We start from the raw sequence: 21,928 nt of genomic DNA, 5'->3' as shown, positions 1-21,928 counted from the left end.
ACGCAATTCGGGGGGTCAAGGCGGACTTTCGACCACACTTCCAGTCGCAACATTTCCCCCAATGAGGGTCTCCTCCGGAGCGCTCGCCGTCAGGGGAAACTGGGGGGGAAACTGGGGTCAGATGAACATTTCCACACAGGGAAACTGGGGTCAGATGAACATTTCCGCACTGAATGACACGCTTCGATCAGCCGCGCGATCCCGCCCATTGCCTGCCAGTGTTTGAAACCGGCCTCGCATTGCGCGCGCACGCAAGTACCAAAGCGGTGTCAATTTCAGCCAGGTATTGATGCAGCGCGACGCAGCCCAGGCTGCCTTGCCCAATGGCCAGCTCCCGCTTGCCGCCTGCAATCGGGCGGCCGATCCAGGGCCTGCGCGCCAGCACCTGGATGGCCTCAAAGATTTCTTGCAATCGCCCGCAAACGGCGGCGACTTCAAAACCCGTCAGGTGTTCGAAAAAGCGATCGAAGTCGTCCAGCACCTCGGGCGCCCCTTCGATCCGCGTCATGGTCAAGGCGCCGGTACGCGGGCCTTGGGTTGGCATGGCGCCTTGCCGGCGGCGCGGGCTTGCAGATAGGCCTTGGCCTCATCCCATGGCACCGAGCGACCGGACTGCTTCAACGCAGCCCAGCGCTCGTCGGCCAGGCGATGCAGCGCCGCATCCGCCTGGGCGCGCTCGACCGCGTCGGCCAGGGTCTCAAGACTGAGCGCGTGCGCTGTCTTGCCCGCCTGCTCGGCCACGGCCGCGATGCGGGCTTTCAACCGCTCGTCGGTGCGGATGGTGGTGGTGGGCATGATCTCGGCTGGCTTGGGGCCGAGAGTCAGTCAGGCAGCAGCGCATTTGTGCTGCACGCCCAGTTACTGCACAAACCCCATCCCCCGCTGCTCGCGCACCTCGGGCTTGATGCGGTGCTCGGCCTCCAATTGGTCGAGAAACTCGTCGGGCGAGAACTCGGTGGCCAGGATGTCGGTCTGGCGCTTGACGGCGGCGAAGTCGCCGGGGCACAGCTGCTCCAGTTTCGATAGTCGTCGGCGCGCGTCGGGCGTGAGCAGATCGGCCTTTCCGCTCAAGGCTTCGGTGACGAACATGCGCTCGCGCTGCTCGGCGCTGAGCGGCTTGAACTTGATCTTGAAGGTGAAGCGCCGCAGCGCCGCCTGGTCGATGCGGTCGAGCAGGTTGGTGGTGCAGATGAAGACGCCGTCGTGGCGCTCCATTTGTTGCAGCATCTCGTTGACTTCGGTCACTTCGTAGCTGCGCTGCGCGCCACGGCGGTCGAGCAGAAAGCTGTCGGCCTCGTCCAGCAGCAGCACGGCTTTTTCTTCGGACGCCTCCCTGAACATGGCGGCCATGTTCTGCTCGGTCTCGCCGACGAACTTGCTGACCAGGTCGCTGGCCTGCTTGACGATGAGGGGCTTGCCCATCTGCTCGGCGATGTATTCGCCCAGCGCGGTCTTGCCGGTGCCGGGCGCGCCGTAAAAGCACAGCGCGCCGTGGCCGCGCGCCTTGAGCGCTTCGACAATGCGCGGGATCTCGAAGCGGCTTTCGACGTTGAGCATGCCCAGGTCGTAGGTGGTCACGGTCTTGCGCTTGCGCGCGGCGCCGCTGTCATCCACGCGGCCGAGCGCCGTGTCGGCGTTTTTCAGCTGCCGCTCGATCAGCGCCTCGAAGGCCGGGCCGCCGCGCTCGTCGCCCACGTGGGCCAGCTCGGCAAAGCGCACCGCCGTGCCGATCTGTGCGGGCGTCAGGCCCTTGCGCTCGGTCAGCTTGGCGATGAGTTCGTCGCCCACGCGGGCGTCGCCCAGGGCGCGGCGCACCAGTTGCTCGCGTGCGCCGGGCGGGGGCGACTTGAGCTCCAGGTGATAGGCAAAGCGGCGGCGAAAGGCCGGGTCGATCTGCTCGATGCGGTTGGTGACCCAGATGGTGGGCACGGGGTTGGACTCGAGCACCTGGTTGACCCAGGCCTTGCCGTTGACGCTGTGCCCCACGCTGCTGGCAAAGGCCTGCTGCTCGGCGCGCGCCATCAGGCCGGCGGCGTCCACGCCGATGGTGGGGAACACGTCTTCCACCTCGTCGAACAGCAGCGCCGCCTCCTGCGAGCCCTTGAGGAACACCTGCGCGATCTGCATGGAGCGGTAGCGGTCGCGGCCGGACAGGCTGTTGCCGTCGCGGTCGGCGTATTCGACCTCGAACAGCGCCAGCCCGGCCTCGCGCGCCAGCACCTTGGCCAGCTCGGTCTTGCCGGTGCCGGGCGGGCCGTACAGCAGCACGTTGACGCCCTCGGCCTTGCTGGCCTGCGCCTTGCGCAGCAGGTTGACCAGCACCGGCACGTCGTCGCCGACAAAGTCGAAGTCGCCCAGCTTCAGGCCGCTCTTGGCGGCCGGGCGGGTGAACACCGCCATCAGCTCGGCGCGGTCGCGGTATTCGCGCATCAGCACCGGCGGCAGCTTTTCGCTCACCTTCATCAAATCGGCCAGGTCGGTGATGCTGTGCTCGGAAATCAGGTTCTCGACCAGGCCGATGCGCTCCAGCCGGCTGCCGGCGCGCAGCGCCTCGCCCACCTCGGTGGCGGTCACGCCGGCCAGGTCGGCAATGGCGGCATAGGCCTCGGGCGCGTTGTTGACCTTGAACTCCACCAGCAGGCTGCGCAGGTCGCGCTGGTAGCGCGCCAGCGTGCCGTACAGCAGCAGCGCGCGCTCGGCCTTGTTGAGTTGCAACAGATTCGATAGCGAATCGATGTTTTTCTCGACCAGGGTCGAATGCTTTTTCAGCGCGTGGCTCAGCCACTGGCCGGTGGCCGCCAGCAGGGCCAGCAGGTCCTTGGGCGAGTCCTTGGCGTATTCGTCCAGATAAAAAAACAGCGTGCCCTCTTCGTACGGGCCGCGCCACAGGCCGTGGCGCTCCAGGAACTCGGCGTCGCTCAGGCGCTCGTGGCCGCGCCACAGCTCGTTGTCCTTGCAGCGGCGCAGCAAAAACTCGCGCACGCGCGCCAGCACCGCGGGCGGCCACATCAGGTGCCGGCCGGCCAGCGACATGAGGCTGTTGATGTCGCGCCGCACGTTGAACTTGCCGCCCTGCTGCGCCGCCAGCATCAGCACGAAATGCGAGCACATCAGATCGAGCACCGGCGCCGTGGCGAGCCCGGGCGATGCGAGCATCCCCGTCTTGTCCTGCAACTGAAGCAAACGCTTGGCCATGCCAATCTCCCGCCAAAAGTCGGCCGCCCCGCGGGCAGCCCACGCGCCCCACGATAACGCAAGCCGCGCCGCGATGGAATACCGCGCCCCACCGGGCCATCGGCCGCCTGTGGTTTGCAGCGCACACCCGCCCGATGCGGGCGGACGCACACAATGCGCGATGGCGCCCGGCGGTTGACGCAGCGGGGCGCTGCCGTCATCATGGGCCGTGACCCTACACTCGGATACACGCCGGAGATTTGCCGAATGGATCGTTTGAATACCTTGTGGGATGCGCTGCAGGGCGCCCTGGGCGCCAACCTGGCGCAGTTGCTGGGGGCGCTGGCGATCTTCATCGTCGGCTGGTTCGTCGCCGCGCTGGTCAAGGCCGGCGCGCGCAAGGCGCTGGGGGCGTTGCGCATCAACGCGCGCTTTGCCGGCACCACCGGGCAAAAGGCCGACATCGAGGGCGTGGTGGGGCTGGCGCTGTTCTGGGTGGTGATCCTGCTCACGCTGGCGGCGATGTTCAACGCGCTCAATCTGCCGGCGGTGTCGGGCTCGTTCGCGGCGCTGACGACGCAGCTGTTCGAATACGCCCCGCGCGTGCTGGGCGCCTGCCTGCTGGCGCTGCTGGCCTGGCTGGTGGCCACGCTGGTGCGCGGCATCACGCAGAAGGTGCTGGACCGCACCACGCTGGACGAACAGCTGTCCGAGCACGCCAACATCTCGCCCATCAGCGAAAGCCTGTCCAACGCGCTGTTCTGGCTGGTGGTGCTGCTGTTCGTGCCGGCCATTCTGGGGGCGTTGCAGATGGAGGGGCTGCTCGACCCGCTGCGCGCCATGACCACCAAGGCGCTGGACATCCTGCCCAACGTGGTGGCCGCGCTGGTCATCGGCGGCGTGGGCTGGATCGTGGCCATGGTGCTGCGCAACCTGGCCACCAACCTGCTGCGCTCGGCCGGCGCCGACCAGGTGGGGCAAAAGGCCGGCCTGGCCGAGACGGTGCAGATCTCCAACCTGGTGGGCCTGCTGGTGTTCATCGTCGTCTTCGTGCCGGCGCTGATCGCGGCGCTGGACGCGCTCAGGATCGACGCCATCTCGCAGCCGGCCACCGACATGCTGGCCATGCTGATGGAGGCGGTGCCGCGCATCGTCGGCGCCGGGCTGATCCTGGTGGTGACCTGGATGGTGGCCTCGTTTGCCTCGCGCCTGCTGGCCAACCTGCTGGCCACGGTGGGGCTCGATACCCTGCCCGCGCGGCTGGACCTGCAGCACGCCTTTCGCGGCATGGCGCCGTCCTCCCTGGTGGGGCGCATCGCGCTCATCTTTGCCATGCTGTTTGCCACCGTCGAGGCGGGCAACCAACTGGGCTTTGCGCGCTTTTCGGACGTCATCACCACCTTCATCGAGTTTGCCGGCGACGTGCTGCTGGGCTCGGTGATCCTGATCGTCGGCTTCATGCTGGCCAACCTGGCGTCTGCCGCCATCATCCGCGCCAACAGCGCCAACGGGGTGCTGGCGCGCGTGGCGCGGCTGGCCATTTTGGGCATCGTGCTGGCCATGGGCCTGCGCGCCATGGGCATTGCCGATGACATCGTCAATCTGGCCTTCGGCCTGACGCTGGGCGCCGTCGCCGTGGCGCTGGCGCTGGCCTTCGGGCTGGGCGGGCGCGAGGCGGCCGCTCGCCTGGCCTCGCGCTGGGTCGATCACCTGTGCCGCGAGCAGGACGCGCCGGATTTCCCCCAAACCCAGCCCGCCGACGAGCGCAAGCCGCCCCAGCCGTGAGCAGCCCGGCCATCATCACCCCCGCGGCCTTGCAACAGGCGCTGGCCGAGCTGTTCGCGCCCTGGGTGCAAGCGCTGGACTTGCGCGTGGAGGCCGCGGACGCCGAGGGCGTGCGCCTGCGCCTGCCGCTCACCCCCGCGCTGGTGCGCCAGGGCGACACGCTGTGCGGCCAGGCCATGATGGCGGCCGCCGACACCGCCATGGTGCTGGCGCTGATGCAGCACTTCGGCGGCTTTCGCCCCTGCACCACGGTGCAGATGAACAGCAGTTTCCTGCGCCCGCTGTCGGCGCAGGACGCCCGGGTGCACGCGCGCGTGCTGCGCGCCGGCAAGGCGCTGGCCTTTGGCGAGATCGAGATCGCCGGCAGCAAAGACGGCAAGAGCGCCTGCCGCGCCAGCACCACCTACGCCCTGCTGTAAAAACATCCAGCCGCCCCCGACGCTGCATCCGCCGGTAAAATCAGGCATTCAACGCAACACCGAAAACCCAAGAGGCAAAGCCATGTCCGCCCCCGCACACGACGACGCGCACCCGGTCGATCCGATCGAAGAAGTCACCCACAAGATCCCGCTGGCCCTGCCGATCTACGGCGCGATCGTGATTTTTCTGCTGGCCTTCATCGCCGTGCACATGGGTTGACCCAAATATAGGTCAATCACGCCGCAGCCCACGTCCACGCTGCGCAACCAGCTCTTGAATCAATAGCAAGGCCCGTCCACGACGGGCCTTGCCGCAAGTCCTCTTTCCCAAGGCAGCACCGCTTTCGGAAAGACGATTTTTCATATCAGGAGCCCTCTCATGAACGCCCCCGTGCAGCCCGGCCAGATGCAGGATCTGAACACCCCGGACTACGTCAAGAACGCCGCGCTGATCGACTGGGTCGCGCGCATGGCCGCGCTGTGCAAGCCCGACCGCATCCACTGGTGCGACGGCAGCCAGGCGGAATATGAGCAGCTGTGTCAGCAACTGGTCGACGCCGGCACCTTCAAGCGCCTGAACCCGGCCAAGCGCCCGGGCTCGTACCTGGCCTGGTCCGACCCCTCCGACGTGGCGCGGGTCGAGGACCGCACCTTCATCTGCTCCGAAAGGCAGGAGGACGCCGGCCCCACCAACAACTGGACGCCGCCGGCCGAGATGCGCGCCAGGCTCGAACCCCTGTTCGACGGCTGCATGCGCGGGCGCACCATGTACGTGGTGCCCTTCAGCATGGGCCCGCTGGGCAGCCCGATCGCGCACATCGGGGTGGAGCTGTCGGACAGCGCCTACGTGGCCGTCAACATGAAGCTGATGACGCGCATGGGCCGCGGCGCCGTCGAGGTGCTGGGCGAAAACGGCGCCTTCGTGCCCTGCATGCACACCGTCGGCGCGCCGCTGGCCGCGGGCCAGAAGGACGCCACGAGCTGGCCCTGCAACCCCGAGCTGAAGTACATCGTGCACTACCCCGAGACGCGCGAGATCTGGTCCTACGGCTCGGGCTACGGCGGCAATGCGCTGCTGGGCAAAAAATGCCTGGCGCTGCGCATCGCCTCGCGCATGGGGCAGGACCAGGGCTGGCTGGCCGAGCACATGCTGGTGCTGGGCGTGACCAACCCCCAGGGCAAGAAATACCACGTGGCCGCGGCCTTTCCCAGCGCCTGCGGCAAGACCAATTTCTCGATGCTGGTGCCGCCCAAAGGCTTCGAAGGCTGGAAGGTCACCACCATCGGCGACGACATCGCCTGGATCAAGCCGGGCGCGGACGGGCGCCTGTACGCCATCAACCCCGAGGCGGGCTACTTCGGCGTGGCGCCGGGCACCAACCTGCACACCAACCCCAACTGCATGCACAGCCTGGATCGGGACGTGATCTTCACCAATGTCGCGCTGACGGATGACGGCGACGTGTGGTGGGAGGGCATGGAAAAGGACCACGGCGGCCAACTGCCCGCGCACCTGATCGACTGGAAGGGCCAGGACTGGACGCCCGAGGACGCCAAGGCTGGCCGCAAGGCGGCGCACCCCAACGCGCGCTTCACGGTGGCGGCCACCAACAACCCGGTGCTCGATGCGGCCTGGGACGACCCGGCCGGCGTGCCGATCGACGCCTTCATCTTTGGCGGCCGGCGCTCCAGCACCGTGCCGCTGGTGACCGAGGCGCGCGACTGGACCGAAGGCGTGTACATGGCCGCCACCATGGGCAGCGAAACCACGGCGGCCGCCTTTGGCGCGCAGGGCGTGGTGCGGCGCGACCCCTTCGCCATGCTGCCGTTTTGCGGCTACAACATGGCCGACTACTTCGGCCACTGGTTGCAGATGGGCGCCAAGCTCCATGCGCAGGGCGCCCGGCTGCCGGCCATCTACTGCGTCAACTGGTTCCGCAAGGACGAGGGCGGCCGCTTCGTGTGGCCCGGATACGGCGAGAACATGCGCGTGCTGGGCTGGATGATCGACCGCATCGAGGGCCGCGCCGCAGGCCAAGCGACGCCCTTCGGCATCGCGCCGGCCTACGGCGAGATCAACTGGAACGGACTGGCCTTCGACGCCGCGCAGTTCGCCACCGTCACCGGGCTGGATACCGCCGCCTGGCGCGAGGAGTTCAAGCTGCACGACGAGCTGTTCACGCGCCTGGCCCAGGGACTGCCCGCGGCACTGACCCAGACCCGCCGCACGCTCGAGGAGCGCTTCGAGTCGGCCCACTGATCCCCATCGGTTTCACAAAGCCGCCCGCGGGGCGGCTTTTTTCATGGCGGATCGTGCGATCCCCGCTTCCGCCAAACAAACAGCCGCCTCAAGGGCGGCTGCTGCAAGCACGAGCATGGCGACGGGTCAAGCCGCCACGGTGGCGCTGGGACTCAGCGCTGCGCCGGGTTCCACTCGGCCAGGTCGCTCATCACCTGCAAGTCGCGCATCACGCGCGGATCCTGCTCGGCCACGCGACGCAGCTCGGCGTCGGCACGGGCGCGGGCCCAGCGACTGCGCAAGGCGGCCCAACGGGCGCGCAGGCCGGTGGAGGCCGTGTCCGTGGACCAGTGGTCCATCCACGCCATGCCCGCCGTGCCTTGCGCGGCCGGCTGGCGCCGCGCCGGACTCTGGAACCAATGGTCGACGCGGGGCGTGCCCAGCGCGCCCAGCTCCAGGGCCTCCTGCTCGCGGGTTTGCTGGCGCAGCGCGGCCTTGGCCTGCGCGGCCTGATGCCGGCGCTCGGCCTGCTCGGCGTGCCACTGGTTGAGACGGGCGCTGCTCACGTACGTGTAGGTGTCGCCAAAAACATTGGGATTCAGGGACAAGGTGCTGTTTGTCATGGTGCTCTCACATTCGTCAAAAAAGGGGGCGGCGGCGCTTCAGCGCACGACGCCCAGATAAGCCATGGCCGCGTTGCGCAGCTCGGCGGCGCGCTGCGGGTCACGGCCGGCGCAGACTTCGGCGCGCTCCAGCAGGTTGCTGGCCAGCCCGATACGGCGCTGCGCCAGGCCCGGGCGTTCAACGAACAAAGATTTCAGATACTGAATTAATGCTTTCCGCATACATTTACGCCTTCCCGGGTTTCGGTTGGCATCCTCGCTAAGTGGCTCGTAGCCGATGGACAGGATTTTACGGAGACCCTAGGGTTAACCCTTAGAGTCTTTGCTCCAATCCCGATTGCTCTCAGGGTTTTCATTTGCCATGGCTATGGATTGCCCCCGCGTCCCATGAAGATTCAACTGCTGTCCGACCTCCATCTGGAGCAAAATCCGGGTTTTTCCCCGCAGCCCGTCCCCGATGCCGACCTGCTGGTGCTGGCCGGCGACATCGGCTCGTACCAGCGCGGCTCGCAACTGCCCGCGCTGGGCGACACGGATTTCGGCCTGGCGCGGTTTTCGCCGCTCGCGGGCTGGCCCACGCCCGTGCTCTACGTGCCCGGCAACCACGAATACGACGGCCTGGACTTCGACACCACGCACGCGCGCCTGCGCGCCACGTGCGAGCGCCTGGGCATTCGCTGGCTGGAGCGCGAACAGTGGGTGTTTCAGGGCGTGCGCCTGCTGGGCACCACCTTGTGGAGCGACTTCGACGCGCTGATCCCGCACGGGTCCGCCACCACGGCCGCGCAACAGGCGCAGGCCCGCGACAAGGCCTTTCGCGCCGCCAACCACTACCTGCGCCAGGCCGGCGCGCTGCGCCACGGCAAGCCCTGGCTGGCCGAATCCATTCGCGAGCTGGCGCTGGAATGCCAGGCCTGGCTGCGCGCGGCGCTGGAGCAACCCTTCGACGGCCCCACGGTCGTCATCACGCACTTTGCCCCCAGCCTGCGCAGCAACGACGCGCGCTATGGCCTGACGCCGGCCACGGCGGGCTTTTGCAACGCCCTGGACGCGTGGTTTGCCCATGCCGACCTGTGGCTGCACGGCCACCTGCACTGCGCGCACGACTACCAGGCGGGGCGCTGCCGCGTGCTGGCCAACCCGCTGGGCTACGCCGCCAAGGGCGAGCAGGCCGGCTTTGTGCCCACGCTGACGGCCGAGGTGCTGGCCACCAATTGACACGCATCAATCTCGCAGCGCCGGGCAGGCGCTACAGTGGGCGCTGCTTCCCCAACCCCACCCGAGGTTTCGCATGAAGATCCTGTTGGCCGTCGACGGCAGCCCGTTCACCAAGAAGATGCTGGCCTACCTGGCCGCGCACCCCGAGTTCCTGGCCGACGTGAGCTCGATCACGGCCCTGACGGTGCAGCCGGCGCTGCCGCCGCGTGCCCGCGCCGCGCTGGGCAAGGAGACGGTGGACAGCTACCACGCCGACGAAGCGGCCAAGGTGCTCGACCCGGTGGTCAAGTACCTGACGCGCCAGAGCCTCAAGCCCAAGACCGCCTGGAAGGTGGGCCCCGCCGGCGAGACCATCGCCCGGTTTGCCGAGGCCGGCAAGTTCGACCTGGTCATCATGGGCTCGCACGGCCAGAGCGCCCTGGGCAACCTGGTGATGGGCTCAGTCGCCACCCAGGTGCTGGCGCGCTGCAAGGTGCCGGTGCTGCTGGTGCGCTGACGTCGGGGAAGCGCCCGTCGGGTTTTCGTTCCTCAGCCCGACCTGCGGGATCGGCGACGCACTTGGCCTGGCGGTAGGTCGGGTCCGCGCAGCGAACCCGACGGACGACGGCGCCTGCCCGCGTTCAATGCACGCGCGCCGGCTGCGCCCCCCGCAAAAAGTCCAGCAGCGCCCGATCGAACGCATCGGGCGCCTCCAGATGCGGCAGATGGCCCACGCCGGGCAGTTCGACCAGCGCGCTGCCCTTGATGGCCACGGCCATCGCGCGCAGCACCGCCGGCGGCGTGACCGCATCGTGCGCGCCGGCCAGCAGCAGGGTCGGCACGGCGATGTGGGCCAGCGCCGCGCGCCGGTCGAACCCCAGCATGGCCGCCAGCGCGCGCCGCCAGGTGGCCGCGCGCACCTGGGCCTGGCAAAAGCGCGCCAGTTGCAGGCCTTCGGGCAGCGCCTGCGGGCCGCTCAGGCGCGCCACCACGCCGGCGGCGATACGCTCCATGTCCGCGTCCGTGTCCAGCTCGTCCAGACATCGGGTGATGCAGGCGGCGTAGGCGTCGCACGGCTCGACGGCGGCGGCTGTGGCCGCCAGCACCAGCCGGCCCACCCGGTCGGGCCGGCGCAGGGTCACCTCCTGCGCCACCATGCCGCCCATGCCCTGGCCCACCAGTGTGACCGCACCGCCGCCCGGCACCAGCGCCTCGATCAAGGCCATGCAGCGCTCGGCCAGGCCCTTGAAGGTGTAGGGCTCGATCGGCGCGCTGTAGCCGTAGCCCGGCATGTCCCAGGCCACCGCGCGCCAGCCCAGGCTGGCCAGGGTCTCGACCTGCGGCGCGAACGAACGAAAGCCCCCGCCCGAGCCGTGCAGCAGGAGCACCAGGGGGCCCGCGCCCAGCGTGCTGAAGGTCGGCAGCGGCATGGGCGCATGGTACGTCAGCGCGGGCGCGGCGCGCTTGCTATCATGGCCGCAAGCCATGCCTCCGCCTGCCGCCGCCACCACGGCCCCGTTTTTGCCGACCGACTTTCGCGCCGCGCTGGGCATGTTCGCCACGGGCGTGACGGTGGTCACCGCGCGCGGCGGCAACGGCCAGCTGGTGGGGCTGACGGCCAATTCGTTCAATTCCGTCTCGCTCGATCCGCCGCTGGTGCTGTGGAGCCTGAGCCGGCGCTCGGCCGCGCTGGCGGTGTTTCGCGCCGGCACGCATTACGCCATCAACGTGCTGGCGGCCGACCAGCTGGCGCTGGCCGAGCGTTTTGCCGCACGCATGCCCGAGCGCTGGGCCGGCGTGGCCTGGCAGCCGGGGCCGGGCGGCGCGCCCCTGATCGTGGGCGCGGCGGCGCAGTTCGAATGCTCCAACCGCAGCCGCTACGTCGAGGGCGACCACGTGATCTTCGTCGGCCAGGTCGAGCACTGCGCGCACCGCGCCGGCGCCGCCCCGCTGCTGTTTCATGGCGGGCGCTACTACACCGAGCATCCGCTGCACACGCGGCCCAAGCCATGAGACACCCTGTGTCAACCCCCGGTTGTTTGAAGCATGAGCCGAGCGCCGCGGTGGCGAGCCGGCTCGTCGGGTTGGCGGTCGATCCAGGCACACCGGGCCGCTCCCAAGCGCGAGCCCCGCAGCGCGCTGCGCGGAGGGTCGTCCAGTGACCGCGATCGTCCGCCACGAGCACCTGGACAGCCGCGCCACGTCCGTGCTGCTGGCCTGCTGCCTGTTCTGGGGCTTTCAGCAGGTGCTGGTCAAGGCCACGCTGCCCGAGTTGCCGCCGGTGTTTCAGGCCGGCGTGCGCTTTGTCGGCGCCACGGTCGTCTTGTGGGGCTGGTGCCGCTGGCGCGGGGTGGCCTTGTTCCGGCGCGACGGCTCGCTGTGGCCCGGCCTGCTGGTGGGACTGCTGTTTGCCGGCGAATTTGCCGCCATGTACCTGGGGCTGAAGTACACCACGGCCTCGCGCCTGACGACCTTCCTGTACACCTCGCCGTTCTGGGTGGCCTTGCTGCTGCCGCTGTTCGTGCCGGCCGAACGCCTGCGCGGCACGCAGTGGCTGGGGCTGGCCTGCGCCTTTGCGGCCGTGGCGTTTGCGCTGCGCGAGGGCTTTTTGCACCCCGAGCCGGGCGTGAGCGCGCACGGCGACCTGCTGGGGCTGCTGGCGGGCGTCATGTGGGGCCTGACCACGGTGACCATCCGGTCGACGGCCGTCGCGCGGGTGAGCGCCGAGAAGGCGCTGTTCTACCAAGTGAGCGTGAGCGCCGTCACGCTGCCGCTGCTGTCGCTGGCGCTGGGCGAACCCTGGACGTGGCACTGGAGCGCCTTTGCCACCGGCTCGCTGCTGCTGCAAACGGCGGTGGGCGCCTTTGCCAGCTATCTGGCCTGGATGTGGCTGCTGGTGCATTACCCGGCCACCAAGATCTCGGCCTTCGTGTTTCTCACCCCCATCTTCGCGCTGGTGGCCGGCGCCCTGTGGCTGCGCGAGCCCGTCACGCCCAGCCTGGTGCTGGCGCTCGCGCTGGTGGCCGCCGGCATCATGCTGGTCAACCGGCGCGCGCTTGCAAAGGCCGGCACATGACCCCATTTTTTGCTTCATGGAGCGCCGGGCCCGCGTGAGGGCGCCACGGCGCGAAAGGCAATCGGCAAATGGAATTCAAGGACTACTACCAGATCCTCGGCGTGGACAAGGCGGCCGGCGCCGACGCGGTCAAGAAGGCCTATCGCAAGCTGGCGCGCAAGTACCACCCGGACGTCAGCAAGGCGGCCGACGCGCCGCAGCGCATGGCCGAGGTCAACGAGGCCTATGCCGTGCTGGGCGACGCCGAAAAGCGCGCGGCCTACGACACCGTGGGTGCGCAGGCCTGGGCGCAGGGGGCGCGTTCGGGCGACGACGTGCGTCCACCGCCGGGCTGGAACGCGGGCTACGAATTCACCCAGGGCGGGCCGGCCGGCGCGGGCGCGTCCTTTGGCGGCGACGGCGCGGACTTCAGCGAATTCTTCGAGCAGATGTTCGGCCGCGCACAGGCCGGCCGCCATCCGCGCGGCGGCGGCGCGCAGGCCAGCATGCGCGGCGAAGACCAGCACGCGCGCATCGAGCTGGCGCTGATCGACGCCTACCTGGGCGCCACGCGCCAGATCAGCCTGCGCGGCGCGCGGCTGGACGAGCACGGCCACGTGGTGCCCGAGGAGCGCACGCTGCAGGTCAGCATCCCCAAGGGCGTCAAGGAGGGCCAGCTGATCCGCCTGGCCGGCCAGGGCAGCCCGGGGTTCAACGGTGGCGCGGCGGGCGACCTGCTGCTGGAGCTGCATTTCACGCCCGACGCGCGCTGGCAGATCGACGGCCGCGACGTGACCCAGCGCCTGCGCGTGACGCCCTGGGAGGCCGCGTTGGGCGCGCAGGTGCCCGTCACCACGCCCGAGGGCACGGCGGTGGAGGTGACGGTGCCGGCAGGCTCGGGCACTGGCCGCAAGCTGCGCCTGAAGGGCCGCGGCATCCCGGCGCCCAAGGCCGACGCCACGCCGGGCGATCTGTACCTGCTGCTGGAAACCGCCGTGCCCGGCGCCATCACGCCCGAGCAAAAAGCGGCCTGGCAGGCGCTGGCCAAGGCCTATCCGGGTTTCGACCCGCGCACGGCCGGATGAGCCGAGCGACGCTTTTGGAGACGACCCCCATGACCGCTTCGCCCATCACCGTCCCCGCCGAGCTGATCGAGCTGCTGGACGACGCGCTGAGCCTGCACGAGCTGGCGCAGTGCTGCCGCGTCACGCCCGAGTGGGTGCTCACGCACGTGCAGGCCGGCGTGCTCCAGCCCCAGCATGGCCACGCCGCCGCCGACTGGCGCTTTGCCAGCACCACCCTGGTGCGGGCGCGCCGCATCGTGCAGCTGGAGCAGACCTACGACGCCGACCCGCAACTGGCCGCGCTGGCCGCCGACCTGATGGAAGAAGTGGCGCGGCTGCGGCGCCAGTTGGGCGATCTTTAGAGACCGCCATGACCACGACGGCACGCGCCGATCCGATGGGCAAGGCCGCCGGCCACAGCGCCGACCCGGCCTTGTCCAGGCTGGTAGATTGCCTTGCATGCCAGTGTCCTGAATTGGAAATCCGATGAACAAGTCACCCGGCGATCGGCGCCATGCGGCGGTGCAAATCCTCGCCATCGCCACGGCCAGGGCTGCGGTTTGCGCCTTGCCCGACACCGATCCCGATCGATTTGCCGTTCAACGAACCTCCAACTCAGGATACCCGGCAACGACCGCCCCATGACCGAGAAGCGCGCCGCCGCGCCGCGGCTGCCGGGCGTGATGATCGTGCCGCGCCCGCTGCGCCGCCTCTTGCAGCGGCAGGTGGTGGCGCTGCTCAGCCGCAGCGCGCCGGCCGCCGACTACGACGCGCCCGTGGGCGACGCGGGCCTGTTCGGGCCGGACAGCGTCACCTGGAAGATCCACGCGGACTTCCCCAGCATGATGGCCGGCGGCCTGGCGGCGCTGATGCTGCAGTCGCTGCACCCGCTGGCGCTGGCCGGGGTGTGGGACCACTCGGCCTTTCGCACCGACATCCTGGGCCGGCTGCGCAACACCACCGCATTCGTCAGCCGCACCACCTACGCTCCGCGCGCTGCCGCCGAGGCGGCCATCGCGCGCGTGCTCGAGATCCATCACGGCGTGCGCGGCGTCGCGGCCGACGGGCGCGCCTACAGTGCCGACGACCCGCACCTGCTCACCTGGGTCCACTGCGCCGAATGCTGGTGCTTTCTGCAGGCCTACCAGACCTATTGCCGCGCCGGCATGCCGCTCGCGCAGCAGGACCGCTACCTGGACGAGATGGCCCGCATCGCCGAGGCACTGGGCGCGCGCCAGGTGCCCAGGTCGCGCGCCGCGCTCGACGCCTTCTTCGCCGCCGCGCGCGCCGAGCTGGTGTTTGACGAGCGCACGCGCGAGGTGCTGCGCGTGCTGCGCACCATGCGCCTGCCGATCCCGATGGCCGGCCTCAGCCGCAACGTCTTCATCGGCGCCGCCGCCGTGCTGCTGCCCGACTGGGCGCTGGCGCTGATGGGCCGCACGCCGCTGCAGCGCCTGCGCGAGCGCGCCGCCGCGCGCGCCCTGCAGCTGCTCGCCCCCAGCATCCGCGGCGCCATGGCCGAAGGCGGCCTGGCCTGGCGCGCCTGCCGGCGCACCGGCGCCGACTACGCGGGCTTGTTCCGGTGGGAGTGAGCGCGTGATGAGAACACCGCGCCCTTGCACAGGCCTGCATCGATCGGCCGCGGCGCATCGCCCCACAGGAGGCACGCGCTGCTGACCCGCGCCAAGCCTTGGCCCGCCCAAGGCACGCCCCCCAGGCGCAACGGGCAGAATACGGGCGTCTGCTCTGTCCAAACCGCCTTCGACCCATGCTCGCCAACCTCACCCCCTTCCTGCTGCACTGGGCCATCACGGCATTCGGCCTGTGGGTGGCCAGCCATGTGTTCAAGGGCCTGCGCTTTGACGGCGGCAGCGCGCTGGTGGTGGCGGCCCTGTTGCTGGGACTGGCCAATGCGGTGGTGCGGCCGCTGCTGGTGCTGCTGACGCTGCCGCTCACGCTGCTCACCTTCGGGCTGTTTTTGCTGGTGATCAACGCGCTGGTGCTGATGCTGGTGGCGAAGCTGGTGCGGGGCTTTCACCTGGACGGCTTCTGGACGGCGTTCTGGGCCAGCATCTTCATGGCCCTGTTGAGCCTGGTGCTGGGCACCTTCGTGCTGGGCGGAACACCCGAGTTCACGATCCGGACCAGCCCCGGACCGGAGGGCTGGATCTGACCCGAATACTATTTATTTGATAGCTTGTTGCGCTTGATGGGCAAGCGTCAGCACCCATTTTTGCCAACCAAGGCGACGCGCCGATGCATCCGGCGCGATCGGCGATCGACTTGATGGCGCCCCGGGTTTCGGCTCACCAGCCGTTGCCCACGCTCACGCCCCAGCCGCCGCGGCCGTGGTGACCGAAGGCGCCGCCCACCGACAGGTTGACGCCCACCGGCGCGATGAACATCGGCGCCGGCCGCACATAGACCGGCGTGCCGACGGGCTGCGTGTAGGGTTGGACGTAGGGCTGCGCGTACGGCTGCACATAGGGCTGCGGCTCAAGCGACGCATAGGCCGGCGGGGCCGTGACCACCGGCGCGGGCTGCGGATAGCTGGCCACGGGCGGCGCCGGGTAGGTCTGCACCGGTCCGGCGTCCGGCGCACCGGCCGCCACGGGCACTGCAATCCAGGCGCCGGGGGCCTGCGCCGTGTGCGTGTGCCAGGTCTGGCCGTCCAGCTCGTAGCTGACGTCATAGCCCGTCAGGCGTTGCTGATAGACCGTGCGGCAACGCCCGTAGGCGGCCTGTTGCGCCTCGGCCGCGTTGCCCAGCAGCGCGCCGCCCAGCGCGCCCACGGCGGCCCCGGCAAAGTGGCCGCCGCCGCTGCCGAACTGGCTGCCCACCACGGCGCCCAGCAGGGAGCCGACGGCGGCGCCCGCGCCACTGGTTTGCCCGTAGGCGGGCGCGCACTGGGTCACCGGCACGCTCTGGTACACCGGCGCGGCCGCCAGCACGCGCGCATTGACCAGCGACTGCGCCCAGGCGCCGGGCGCGGCCAGCATCCAGGCGCCCGCGCCCAGCGCGGCCAAGGTGACAGCAGATCGTGTTTTCATGATTTCTGTCCTTTCGTGCGCCCGCTCGCGTGCCGCGGCGGCGCATGTCCTTTCAACGATGTCGCCCGCCCGCGCGCAGACAGGCTTTACCCAAACGAAACACGGCAGGCATGACAAATTGCAAGCGCACGGCGTCAGGCCCGATACGAGGTCAGCACCACGTCGGCCGCCTGCGCGCGCAGCGGCAGCAGGGCCTGATAGGCGCCGGAGTGAAACCAGTTCTCGGCCGCCTGCGCGTCGGCAAAACGGATCACCACGATGTCGGTGTGGGGCATGGCACCGGCAAACACCGCTGCCTTCTGTCCGCGAAACACCAGCTCAGCGCCCCACGGCGCCAGCGTGGCGGGCACGCGGGCTTGGTATTGTTGCCACTTGTCGGCATCCTTGACGGTGATGTGACCCACCACATAGGCCATGCTCATGCGGACTCCTTTGATCGGTCGTTCTCCCGCGAACAACGCGGGCTCCCTCACTGTGTCACGAAAGCGAGTTGAATGTGAAACACGAGATTTTCGGCCCCACCGGGCGCCGCGTGCCGGTCATAGGCCAGGGCAGCTGGTTCATCGAGTCGGGTGATCGCCGCCAGGCCGTCGCGGCATTGCAGCGCGGCATCGAGCGCGGCATGACGCACATCGACACCGCCGAGATGTATGGTGACGGCGCCGCCGAGCAATTGGTGGGCGAGGCCATCGCCGGGCGACGCGACGCGGTGTTCCTGGTCTCCAAGGTGCTGCCACACCACGCCTCGCGCCAGGGCGCGGTGGCCGCCTGCGAGCGCAGCCTGCGCGCGCTGGGCACCGACCATCTGGACGTCTATCTGCTGCACTGGCGCGGCCCCCACCCGCTGGCCGAAACCTTTGCCGCTTTCGAGCGCCTGCGTCAGGACGGCAAGATCGGCGCCTGGGGCGTGAGCAACTTCGACGTGGACGATCTGGACGAGGCGCTGGCCGTGGCCGGCCCCGGCCGCATCGCCTGCAATCAGGTGCTCTGCCACTTGGGCGAGCGCGCCATCGAGCACGCCGTCACGCCCTGGTGCCGGCGGCACGGCGTGGCCGTGGTGGCCTACAGCCCCTTCGGCCATGGCGAATTTCCGCGCGCCACATCACCCGGTGGGCGCGTGCTGGCCGACATTGCCGTCGCCCACCACGCCACGCCGCGCCAGGTCGCGCTGACCTTTCTGGTGCGCCAGCCGGGCGTGTTCACCATCCCCAAGGCCGCCAGCGCCGTGCACGCCGAGGACAACGCCGGCGCCGGCGCGCTGGTGCTGAGCGAGGACGAGACCGCCCGCATCGACGCCGCCTTCCCGCGCGGGCCCCAGCCTGATTGTTTGCCGATGATTTGACCCGGCGCGGTTCACGAATCCCACGCCGGGTTCCACACCACTTCCCACAGGTGCCCGTCCGGGTCCTGGAAGTAGCCGCCATAGCCACCCCAGAAGGTGTCGTGCGCAGGCTTGACGATGAGCGCCCCCGCCGCAGCCCCGCGCGCCACCACCGCATCCACCCGGCGCGCGAGCCGACGTTGTGGCCCAGGGTGATGACGGTGACGCGCGGTTTCATTTTGGCGGGTCTCCCCAACGCCAGCGCGGCGGCTCGCCCTTGACCCAGCACACCGCCAGCAGTGCGGCCCAAAGCACGGCCGTGTAGATCAGGAAGGCCAGCAACTCGCGCGGGGCGGCAGCCAAATCGCCCCCATCACCAGCAAGGCGATGAAGACCAGCATGACCACCCACCCTTGCCACGCCGTCGGCAAGCCCCAACCCCAGCCGTAACGCTTGGCCGGGAACCAGTAGCGCGGTGAATCATTCATGCCCGTCGTTCCCAAAGTCTCAGCATCCCGTGACGCGACGCATCATTCGCCGCGCAAAAAACTCAAAGAACCGAAGGGCCGCGGAGCAGGCCGTGCCAGCGATCACCGTGGCCGGGGTTTCCCGGCCACTGGCGATGCCCCCTTCAGGGTGGGCGCAACATCGCGCAGCGAGTGGAGACTGAGGGTGTTTCATCTCACCCGCGCAGCGGCAGCGCCGCGCCGATGGCGATGAACACGCCGCCGCACACCCGATTGAAGCGCCGGCCCACGCGCACCAGCCAAGGCCGGATGCGATGCGCGGCGCTGGCCAGCACGTATTCAGTGATGATTTCGGTGGCCATGAAGGTGCCCGCCAGCAGCGCAAACTGCAGCCACAGGCTGCCGTGCGGGTCGATGAATTGCGGCAGGAAGGCGGCAAAGAACAGCAAGGCCTTGGGGTTGCTCACCGCCGACAGCAAGCCCTGGCGAAACATCGCGCCGCCGCTGGCTTGCACCGGCGCTGCGCCATCGGCCGCTGCCACCGGCGGTGCGCGCCACACCTGAATGCCCAGCCACATCAGATACGCGCCGCCCACCCATTTGAGCACCGCCAGCCAGGTCAGCGAGGACTGGAGCAGCGCGCCGATGCCGAACATGGACAGCGCGATGAGGGCCACAAAACCCAGCGCCCCGCCGGCGATGGTGAACAGCGTCTTGCGCCGCCCGTGCAGCGCGCCGTGCGTGAGCGCCAGCAGGCCGTTGGGCCCGGGCGAGAGCGACAGGCCGATGGAGGCCAGCAGATACAGGAGCCAAGTGTCGAATGCCATGTGCAAGCGCCGCGCGGTGTGCCAACTGCCCCATTGTGCGGCGTGCCGGCGGCGTGCGCAGCAGGCCGCGCGCCGGGTGTAGACGAAGACTGTGCGAAGACCTACCATTCGACTCCCGACTTGCCCGAGCCTTGGACTGCGCCGCCCAGCGCCTGACTGGCGGCACCGCCCGACGCAGCCTCCGGATCCCCGCGACAAGTGGAACCCCCTCCAGGAGCCCAGGCCATGCTGAAACCCATCCGTCTGCTCGCCGCTGCTGCGCTTGCCGCGTGCGCCCTGTTCGCCAACGCCCAGGAGGGCGCGCCCAAGCAGCAAGAATTCGCGCCCGCGTCCGGCTCGGGGCGCGTGGTGGTGCTGATCTCGGGGCAAACGGGCATGCCCAACTACGTCGCCACCGCGCAGCAGTTGGCCGACGCGGGCTTTTACACCGTGCTGGTGGACGGCAACGACTTCTGGATCAAGGACACGCACCGCGCGTTGGCCATGCTCAAGGACGTCATCGCACGCGCCCAGGCCAGCGCCCACGCGCTGCCCGGCAAGGTGGGCGTGGTGGGCTACTCGCTGGGCGGCGGCGTCGCCATCGCCTATGCGGCCAGGATGCCCGAGACCGTGGCCACCGTGGTCGCCGGCTACCCGCTGACCTCCTTCATCAAGGACCCGGCCGAATACGTCACCCGCATCAAGGTACCGATCCAGATGTTTGCCGGCACGGCCGACACCTACAAGGACTGCTGCCTGATCGAGACCGCGCGCAAGCTGGCCGACGCAGCAGGCAGCGCATCGCCCCCCATGTTGACGCTGAAGGAGTACGAGGGCGTGGGCCACGGCTTCAACCTGCCCAACGCGTCGCGCAAGGACGTGCCCGCCGCGCAGGACGCGATGAAGCGGACGATTGCGCAGCTCAGGCAAGACCTGTCGGCCGAGGCGGCCAAGTAGCGTGCGGGCCGGCGCGCGCCCACGTCACGGGGCACTATCATCGTGCGGCCAACATCCACCCAGGAGATGCTCATGCATGCAACCCTCCGCGCCGCGGCCCTCGCCGCGCTGGCCCTTGGCCTGGCCGCCAGCGCCCATGCCGACGTGTTCACCAAGGAGCAGCTGATCCATCTGAACAAGGACAAGCCCGCCGGCGGCCACGGCGTGCTGGTGGGCGAGTACGCCTTCACGCGCGACAAGGCCACCAAGGACCAGGCGATCAAGGAGATCAGCTGGCTCACGCTGGCGCCGGGCGACTCGATCGGCTATCACCCGCACGTCACCAACGAGGACACCTACATCATCGTCTCGGGCCAGGGCACGTTCAAGGACAAGGACGGGCGCGATGTGCCGGTGAAAGCCGGCGACGTGACGATCGTGCGCAAGGGCGAGAGCCACGGCCTGGCCAACACCGGCAGCGTGCCGCTGGTGTTCATCGACGTCATTGCCGAGCAGTAGCCGGCGCCTCGGATCGACCGTGCGGTGGCGAATCACCGCCAGAAACGGTGTCGGACCGATCTTCCGAGCGCGCCCAAGGCCAAACCATGAACCGCCGATCACCGCTGCTGCGGTGGCTGGGCATTGCCCCCAGCCTGTTGGCCGCATCCGCCGGCGCGCTGGCCATGCCGGGCGGCTTTGAGTGGGCACCCGGCAACGCCAACGCACTGCCCCTGCAAGCGCTGGCCGTGGAGCGCATCCCGGGCCGAATGCCACCGTGGCCCAGCTCGGCGCTGCTGCACGACGAGGCGCAGCCACCCACCTACTGGGTGGCCGCAGGCCTGGGCGTGCCGCGCCATGGCATTGCCGACCACCCGCTGGCAGCCGCCTGGCGCGTGGAGGCCACGCCCGCCTGCGCACGCTTGGTCAGCGTGCCCATGGCCGACGTCAAGGCCCCCGGCGTGCGCGTGGTGCAACACAACGAGCTGCTGCCCATGACCTGCGCGAGCGGCTTTGCCGACGACTGCACCAGCACGGACGGCCTGTTGCGAATAAACATCACTTTTGCGGGAAAGCAACGCGTGCGCACCGTGCGCGGTGGCTTCTTCGGCAGCGAAGGGCCGATTCAGCAAGCGCTGTACACCGGCACCCGCATGCTCGCCATCACCGACCGGCCCTCCGGCCGCAGCGTGCAGTTGACCGAGCGGCTGCGCGACACGCCGGCCTACACCGCGCCGCAAACCGACATCCGCTACCTGCCCGGCCTGCGCCGCGTGCTGCTGCTGGGCGTGGTACTGGAGGGCGGTGTGCCCGGCGCGCACTGCGTGGCCTTGCCGGAGGCTGCTGCCGCCACTGCCCGATGAATCGGCCCGGGAGCCTGTGACTCGACCGTTGCTTGACCGTTGCGATCGCGCGACACCATGAAAAAAGCCAGCCTGGTGGCTGGCTTTCTTGTCGGCGCAAGCCGCTCCGTCCGAGTCGGGCCGGGCGGTGGGCCGCCGGCAACTCACTTCTTGTTGGCGTCTTTTGCCATGTCGGCATTGGTTTCCGGCGGGGTGCTCGGGCCGGCCAGGCGCTTCTTGCGGGCGGCCTGACGTTCGGCCTTGGTGGCCTTGCCGCCCTTGCCTTCAGCGTTTTTTGCCATCGCGGCGTTGGTTTCAGGGGTGCCGGTTCCAGCCAGGCGCTTCTTGCGGGCGGCCTGCCGCTCTGCCTTGGTGGCGTGCCCAGCTTGGGCCTGGTTGCCGCGCGCCATGTCCGCATTGGTTTCAGGGGCGGCCGCGGGGGCCTGGGCCAA

The 21,928-nt window shown here is 69.4% G+C and carries 26 protein-coding genes and 2 pseudogenes; 16 read left to right on the top strand and 12 right to left on the bottom strand.

The window, feature by feature from the left end:
• Positions 1–187: 187 nt before the first annotated feature.
• From U1F38_RS09405 to U1F38_RS09395, 3 genes are all read right to left on the bottom strand, one after another.
• The gene (locus U1F38_RS09405) at positions 188–508 is read right to left on the bottom strand and encodes a type II toxin-antitoxin system RelE/ParE family toxin (RefSeq protein WP_409986799.1); all 321 of its coding nucleotides are present in this window, start codon (positions 506–508) and stop codon (positions 188–190) included.
• Positions 509–510: 2 nt separating this feature from the next.
• Entirely contained in the window at positions 511–795 is a 285-nt protein-coding gene (locus tag U1F38_RS09400) for a CopG family transcriptional regulator (RefSeq protein ID WP_409986798.1), read from the bottom strand.
• A 63-nt stretch (positions 796–858) separates the two neighbouring features.
• The gene (locus tag U1F38_RS09395; RefSeq protein ID WP_409986797.1) at positions 859–3,195 is read right to left on the bottom strand and encodes an ATP-binding protein; all 2,337 of its coding nucleotides are present in this window, start codon (positions 3,193–3,195) and stop codon (positions 859–861) included.
• 246 nt (positions 3,196–3,441) lie between these two features.
• On the opposite strand from U1F38_RS09395, the gene U1F38_RS09390 reads away from it, so the two are divergent.
• From U1F38_RS09390 to U1F38_RS09375, 4 genes are all read left to right on the top strand, one after another.
• Positions 3,442–4,959 (top strand): mechanosensitive ion channel, encoded by a 1,518-nt coding sequence (locus U1F38_RS09390; RefSeq protein WP_409986796.1) that lies wholly within the window; start codon positions 3,442–3,444, stop codon positions 4,957–4,959.
• Positions 4,956–5,378, top strand: coding sequence for a PaaI family thioesterase (locus U1F38_RS09385; protein ID WP_409986795.1), 423 nt, complete (start codon positions 4,956–4,958; stop codon positions 5,376–5,378). Before U1F38_RS09390 ends, U1F38_RS09385 begins: the two co-directional genes overlap by 4 nt.
• An 82-nt stretch (positions 5,379–5,460) precedes the next feature.
• Entirely contained in the window at positions 5,461–5,598 is a 138-nt protein-coding gene (locus U1F38_RS09380; RefSeq protein ID WP_409986794.1) for a hypothetical protein, read from the top strand.
• 159 nt (positions 5,599–5,757) lie between these two features.
• Positions 5,758–7,638, top strand: coding sequence for a phosphoenolpyruvate carboxykinase (GTP) (locus U1F38_RS09375; RefSeq protein WP_409986793.1), 1,881 nt, complete (start codon positions 5,758–5,760; stop codon positions 7,636–7,638).
• Positions 7,639–7,790: 152 nt separating this feature from the next.
• On the opposite strand, the gene U1F38_RS09370 is transcribed toward U1F38_RS09375, so the two are convergent.
• Together U1F38_RS09370 and U1F38_RS09365 are read right to left on the bottom strand one after the other, a co-directional pair.
• On the bottom strand, positions 7,791–8,240 hold the full coding sequence (locus tag U1F38_RS09370) for a hypothetical protein (RefSeq protein ID WP_409986792.1): 450 nt from the start codon (positions 8,238–8,240) through the stop codon (positions 7,791–7,793).
• Between the two features lie 39 nt (positions 8,241–8,279).
• Entirely contained in the window at positions 8,280–8,429 is a 150-nt protein-coding gene (locus U1F38_RS09365; RefSeq protein ID WP_409986791.1) for a hypothetical protein, read from the bottom strand.
• 198 nt (positions 8,430–8,627) lie between these two features.
• Between U1F38_RS09365 and U1F38_RS09360 the strand changes: the two genes are divergently transcribed.
• Both U1F38_RS09360 and U1F38_RS09355 read left to right on the top strand, forming a co-directional pair.
• Positions 8,628–9,458, top strand: a complete 831-nt coding sequence (locus tag U1F38_RS09360; protein ID WP_409986790.1) for a metallophosphoesterase — start codon at positions 8,628–8,630, stop codon at positions 9,456–9,458.
• Between the two features lie 73 nt (positions 9,459–9,531).
• Complete coding sequence (locus tag U1F38_RS09355; RefSeq protein ID WP_409986789.1) at positions 9,532–9,954, top strand: universal stress protein; 423 nt, start codon at positions 9,532–9,534, stop codon at positions 9,952–9,954.
• Between the two features lie 124 nt (positions 9,955–10,078).
• Here the strand turns inward: U1F38_RS09355 and U1F38_RS09350 are convergent, their stop codons facing one another.
• Positions 10,079–10,867 carry an alpha/beta fold hydrolase gene (locus U1F38_RS09350; RefSeq protein ID WP_409986788.1) on the bottom strand — a complete coding sequence of 263 codons (789 nt, stop codon included), beginning with the start codon at positions 10,865–10,867 and terminating at the stop codon, positions 10,079–10,081.
• 55 nt (positions 10,868–10,922) lie between these two features.
• Between U1F38_RS09350 and U1F38_RS09345 the strand changes: the two genes are divergently transcribed.
• The 6 genes from U1F38_RS09345 to U1F38_RS09320 all read left to right on the top strand — a co-directional run bounded on the left by U1F38_RS09345 (position 10,923) and on the right by U1F38_RS09320 (position 15,729).
• The gene (locus U1F38_RS09345) at positions 10,923–11,450 is read left to right on the top strand and encodes a flavin reductase family protein (protein ID WP_409986787.1); all 528 of its coding nucleotides are present in this window, start codon (positions 10,923–10,925) and stop codon (positions 11,448–11,450) included.
• 154 nt (positions 11,451–11,604) lie between these two features.
• Entirely contained in the window at positions 11,605–12,513 is a 909-nt protein-coding gene (locus tag U1F38_RS09340) for a DMT family transporter (RefSeq protein WP_409987019.1), read from the top strand.
• A gap of 68 nt (positions 12,514–12,581) precedes the next feature.
• Positions 12,582–13,577 (top strand): DnaJ C-terminal domain-containing protein, encoded by a 996-nt coding sequence (locus U1F38_RS09335; protein WP_409986786.1) that lies wholly within the window; start codon positions 12,582–12,584, stop codon positions 13,575–13,577.
• Between the two features lie 29 nt (positions 13,578–13,606).
• The gene (locus U1F38_RS09330) at positions 13,607–13,918 is read left to right on the top strand and encodes a chaperone modulator CbpM (RefSeq protein ID WP_409986785.1); all 312 of its coding nucleotides are present in this window, start codon (positions 13,607–13,609) and stop codon (positions 13,916–13,918) included.
• A gap of 279 nt (positions 13,919–14,197) precedes the next feature.
• Positions 14,198–15,148 (top strand): oxygenase MpaB family protein, encoded by a 951-nt coding sequence (locus U1F38_RS09325; protein ID WP_409986784.1) that lies wholly within the window; start codon positions 14,198–14,200, stop codon positions 15,146–15,148.
• Between the two features lie 176 nt (positions 15,149–15,324).
• Positions 15,325–15,729 (top strand): phage holin family protein, encoded by a 405-nt coding sequence (locus U1F38_RS09320; RefSeq protein WP_409986783.1) that lies wholly within the window; start codon positions 15,325–15,327, stop codon positions 15,727–15,729.
• A 133-nt stretch (positions 15,730–15,862) separates the two neighbouring features.
• Here U1F38_RS09320 and U1F38_RS09315 read toward each other — a convergent pair whose 3' ends face one another.
• Together U1F38_RS09315 and U1F38_RS09310 are read right to left on the bottom strand one after the other, a co-directional pair.
• Positions 15,863–16,606 carry a glycine zipper domain-containing protein gene (locus U1F38_RS09315; protein ID WP_409986782.1) on the bottom strand — a complete coding sequence of 248 codons (744 nt, stop codon included), beginning with the start codon at positions 16,604–16,606 and terminating at the stop codon, positions 15,863–15,865.
• 134 nt (positions 16,607–16,740) lie between these two features.
• Positions 16,741–17,028: a DUF1330 domain-containing protein gene (locus U1F38_RS09310; RefSeq protein ID WP_409986781.1), complete on the bottom strand. Its 288-nt coding sequence runs from the start codon at positions 17,026–17,028 to the stop codon at positions 16,741–16,743.
• Positions 17,029–17,102: 74 nt separating this feature from the next.
• On the opposite strand from U1F38_RS09310, the gene U1F38_RS09305 reads away from it, so the two are divergent.
• Entirely contained in the window at positions 17,103–17,948 is an 846-nt protein-coding gene (locus U1F38_RS09305) for an aldo/keto reductase (protein WP_409986780.1), read from the top strand.
• Between the two features lie 11 nt (positions 17,949–17,959).
• Here the strand turns inward: U1F38_RS09305 and U1F38_RS09300 are convergent.
• From U1F38_RS09300 to U1F38_RS09290, 3 genes and pseudogenes are all read right to left on the bottom strand, one after another.
• Positions 17,960–18,144: pseudogene (locus tag U1F38_RS09300) on the bottom strand (VOC family protein); the annotation flags it as partial.
• Positions 18,145–18,161: 17 nt separating this feature from the next.
• Positions 18,162–18,415: pseudogene (locus tag U1F38_RS09295) on the bottom strand (hypothetical protein).
• A 194-nt stretch (positions 18,416–18,609) separates the two neighbouring features.
• Positions 18,610–19,221 carry a LysE family translocator gene (locus tag U1F38_RS09290; protein ID WP_409986779.1) on the bottom strand — a complete coding sequence of 204 codons (612 nt, stop codon included), beginning with the start codon at positions 19,219–19,221 and terminating at the stop codon, positions 18,610–18,612.
• Between the two features lie 225 nt (positions 19,222–19,446).
• On the opposite strand from U1F38_RS09290, the gene U1F38_RS09285 reads away from it, so the two are divergent.
• The 3 genes from U1F38_RS09285 to U1F38_RS09275 all read left to right on the top strand — a co-directional run bounded on the left by U1F38_RS09285 (position 19,447) and on the right by U1F38_RS09275 (position 21,497).
• The gene (locus U1F38_RS09285; RefSeq protein WP_409986778.1) at positions 19,447–20,157 is read left to right on the top strand and encodes a dienelactone hydrolase family protein; all 711 of its coding nucleotides are present in this window, start codon (positions 19,447–19,449) and stop codon (positions 20,155–20,157) included.
• 72 nt (positions 20,158–20,229) lie between these two features.
• A complete protein-coding gene (locus U1F38_RS09280; RefSeq protein WP_409986777.1) occupies positions 20,230–20,655 on the top strand; it encodes a cupin domain-containing protein in 426 nt (141 codons plus the stop codon).
• An 86-nt stretch (positions 20,656–20,741) separates the two neighbouring features.
• Entirely contained in the window at positions 20,742–21,497 is a 756-nt protein-coding gene (locus U1F38_RS09275) for a hypothetical protein (protein ID WP_409986776.1), read from the top strand.
• A gap of 143 nt (positions 21,498–21,640) precedes the next feature.
• Here U1F38_RS09275 and U1F38_RS09270 read toward each other — a convergent pair.
• On the bottom strand, positions 21,641–21,928 hold a 288-nt coding region (locus tag U1F38_RS09270), incomplete at its 5' end, for a hypothetical protein (protein WP_409986775.1).

It is taken from the genome of Ottowia sp., from assembly GCF_046348305.1.
Lineage (GTDB): Bacteria > Pseudomonadota > Gammaproteobacteria > Burkholderiales > Burkholderiaceae_C > Ottowia.
The sequence above is the reverse complement of the archived record's forward strand: the minus strand, read 5'-3'. Positions and strand labels throughout refer to the sequence as shown.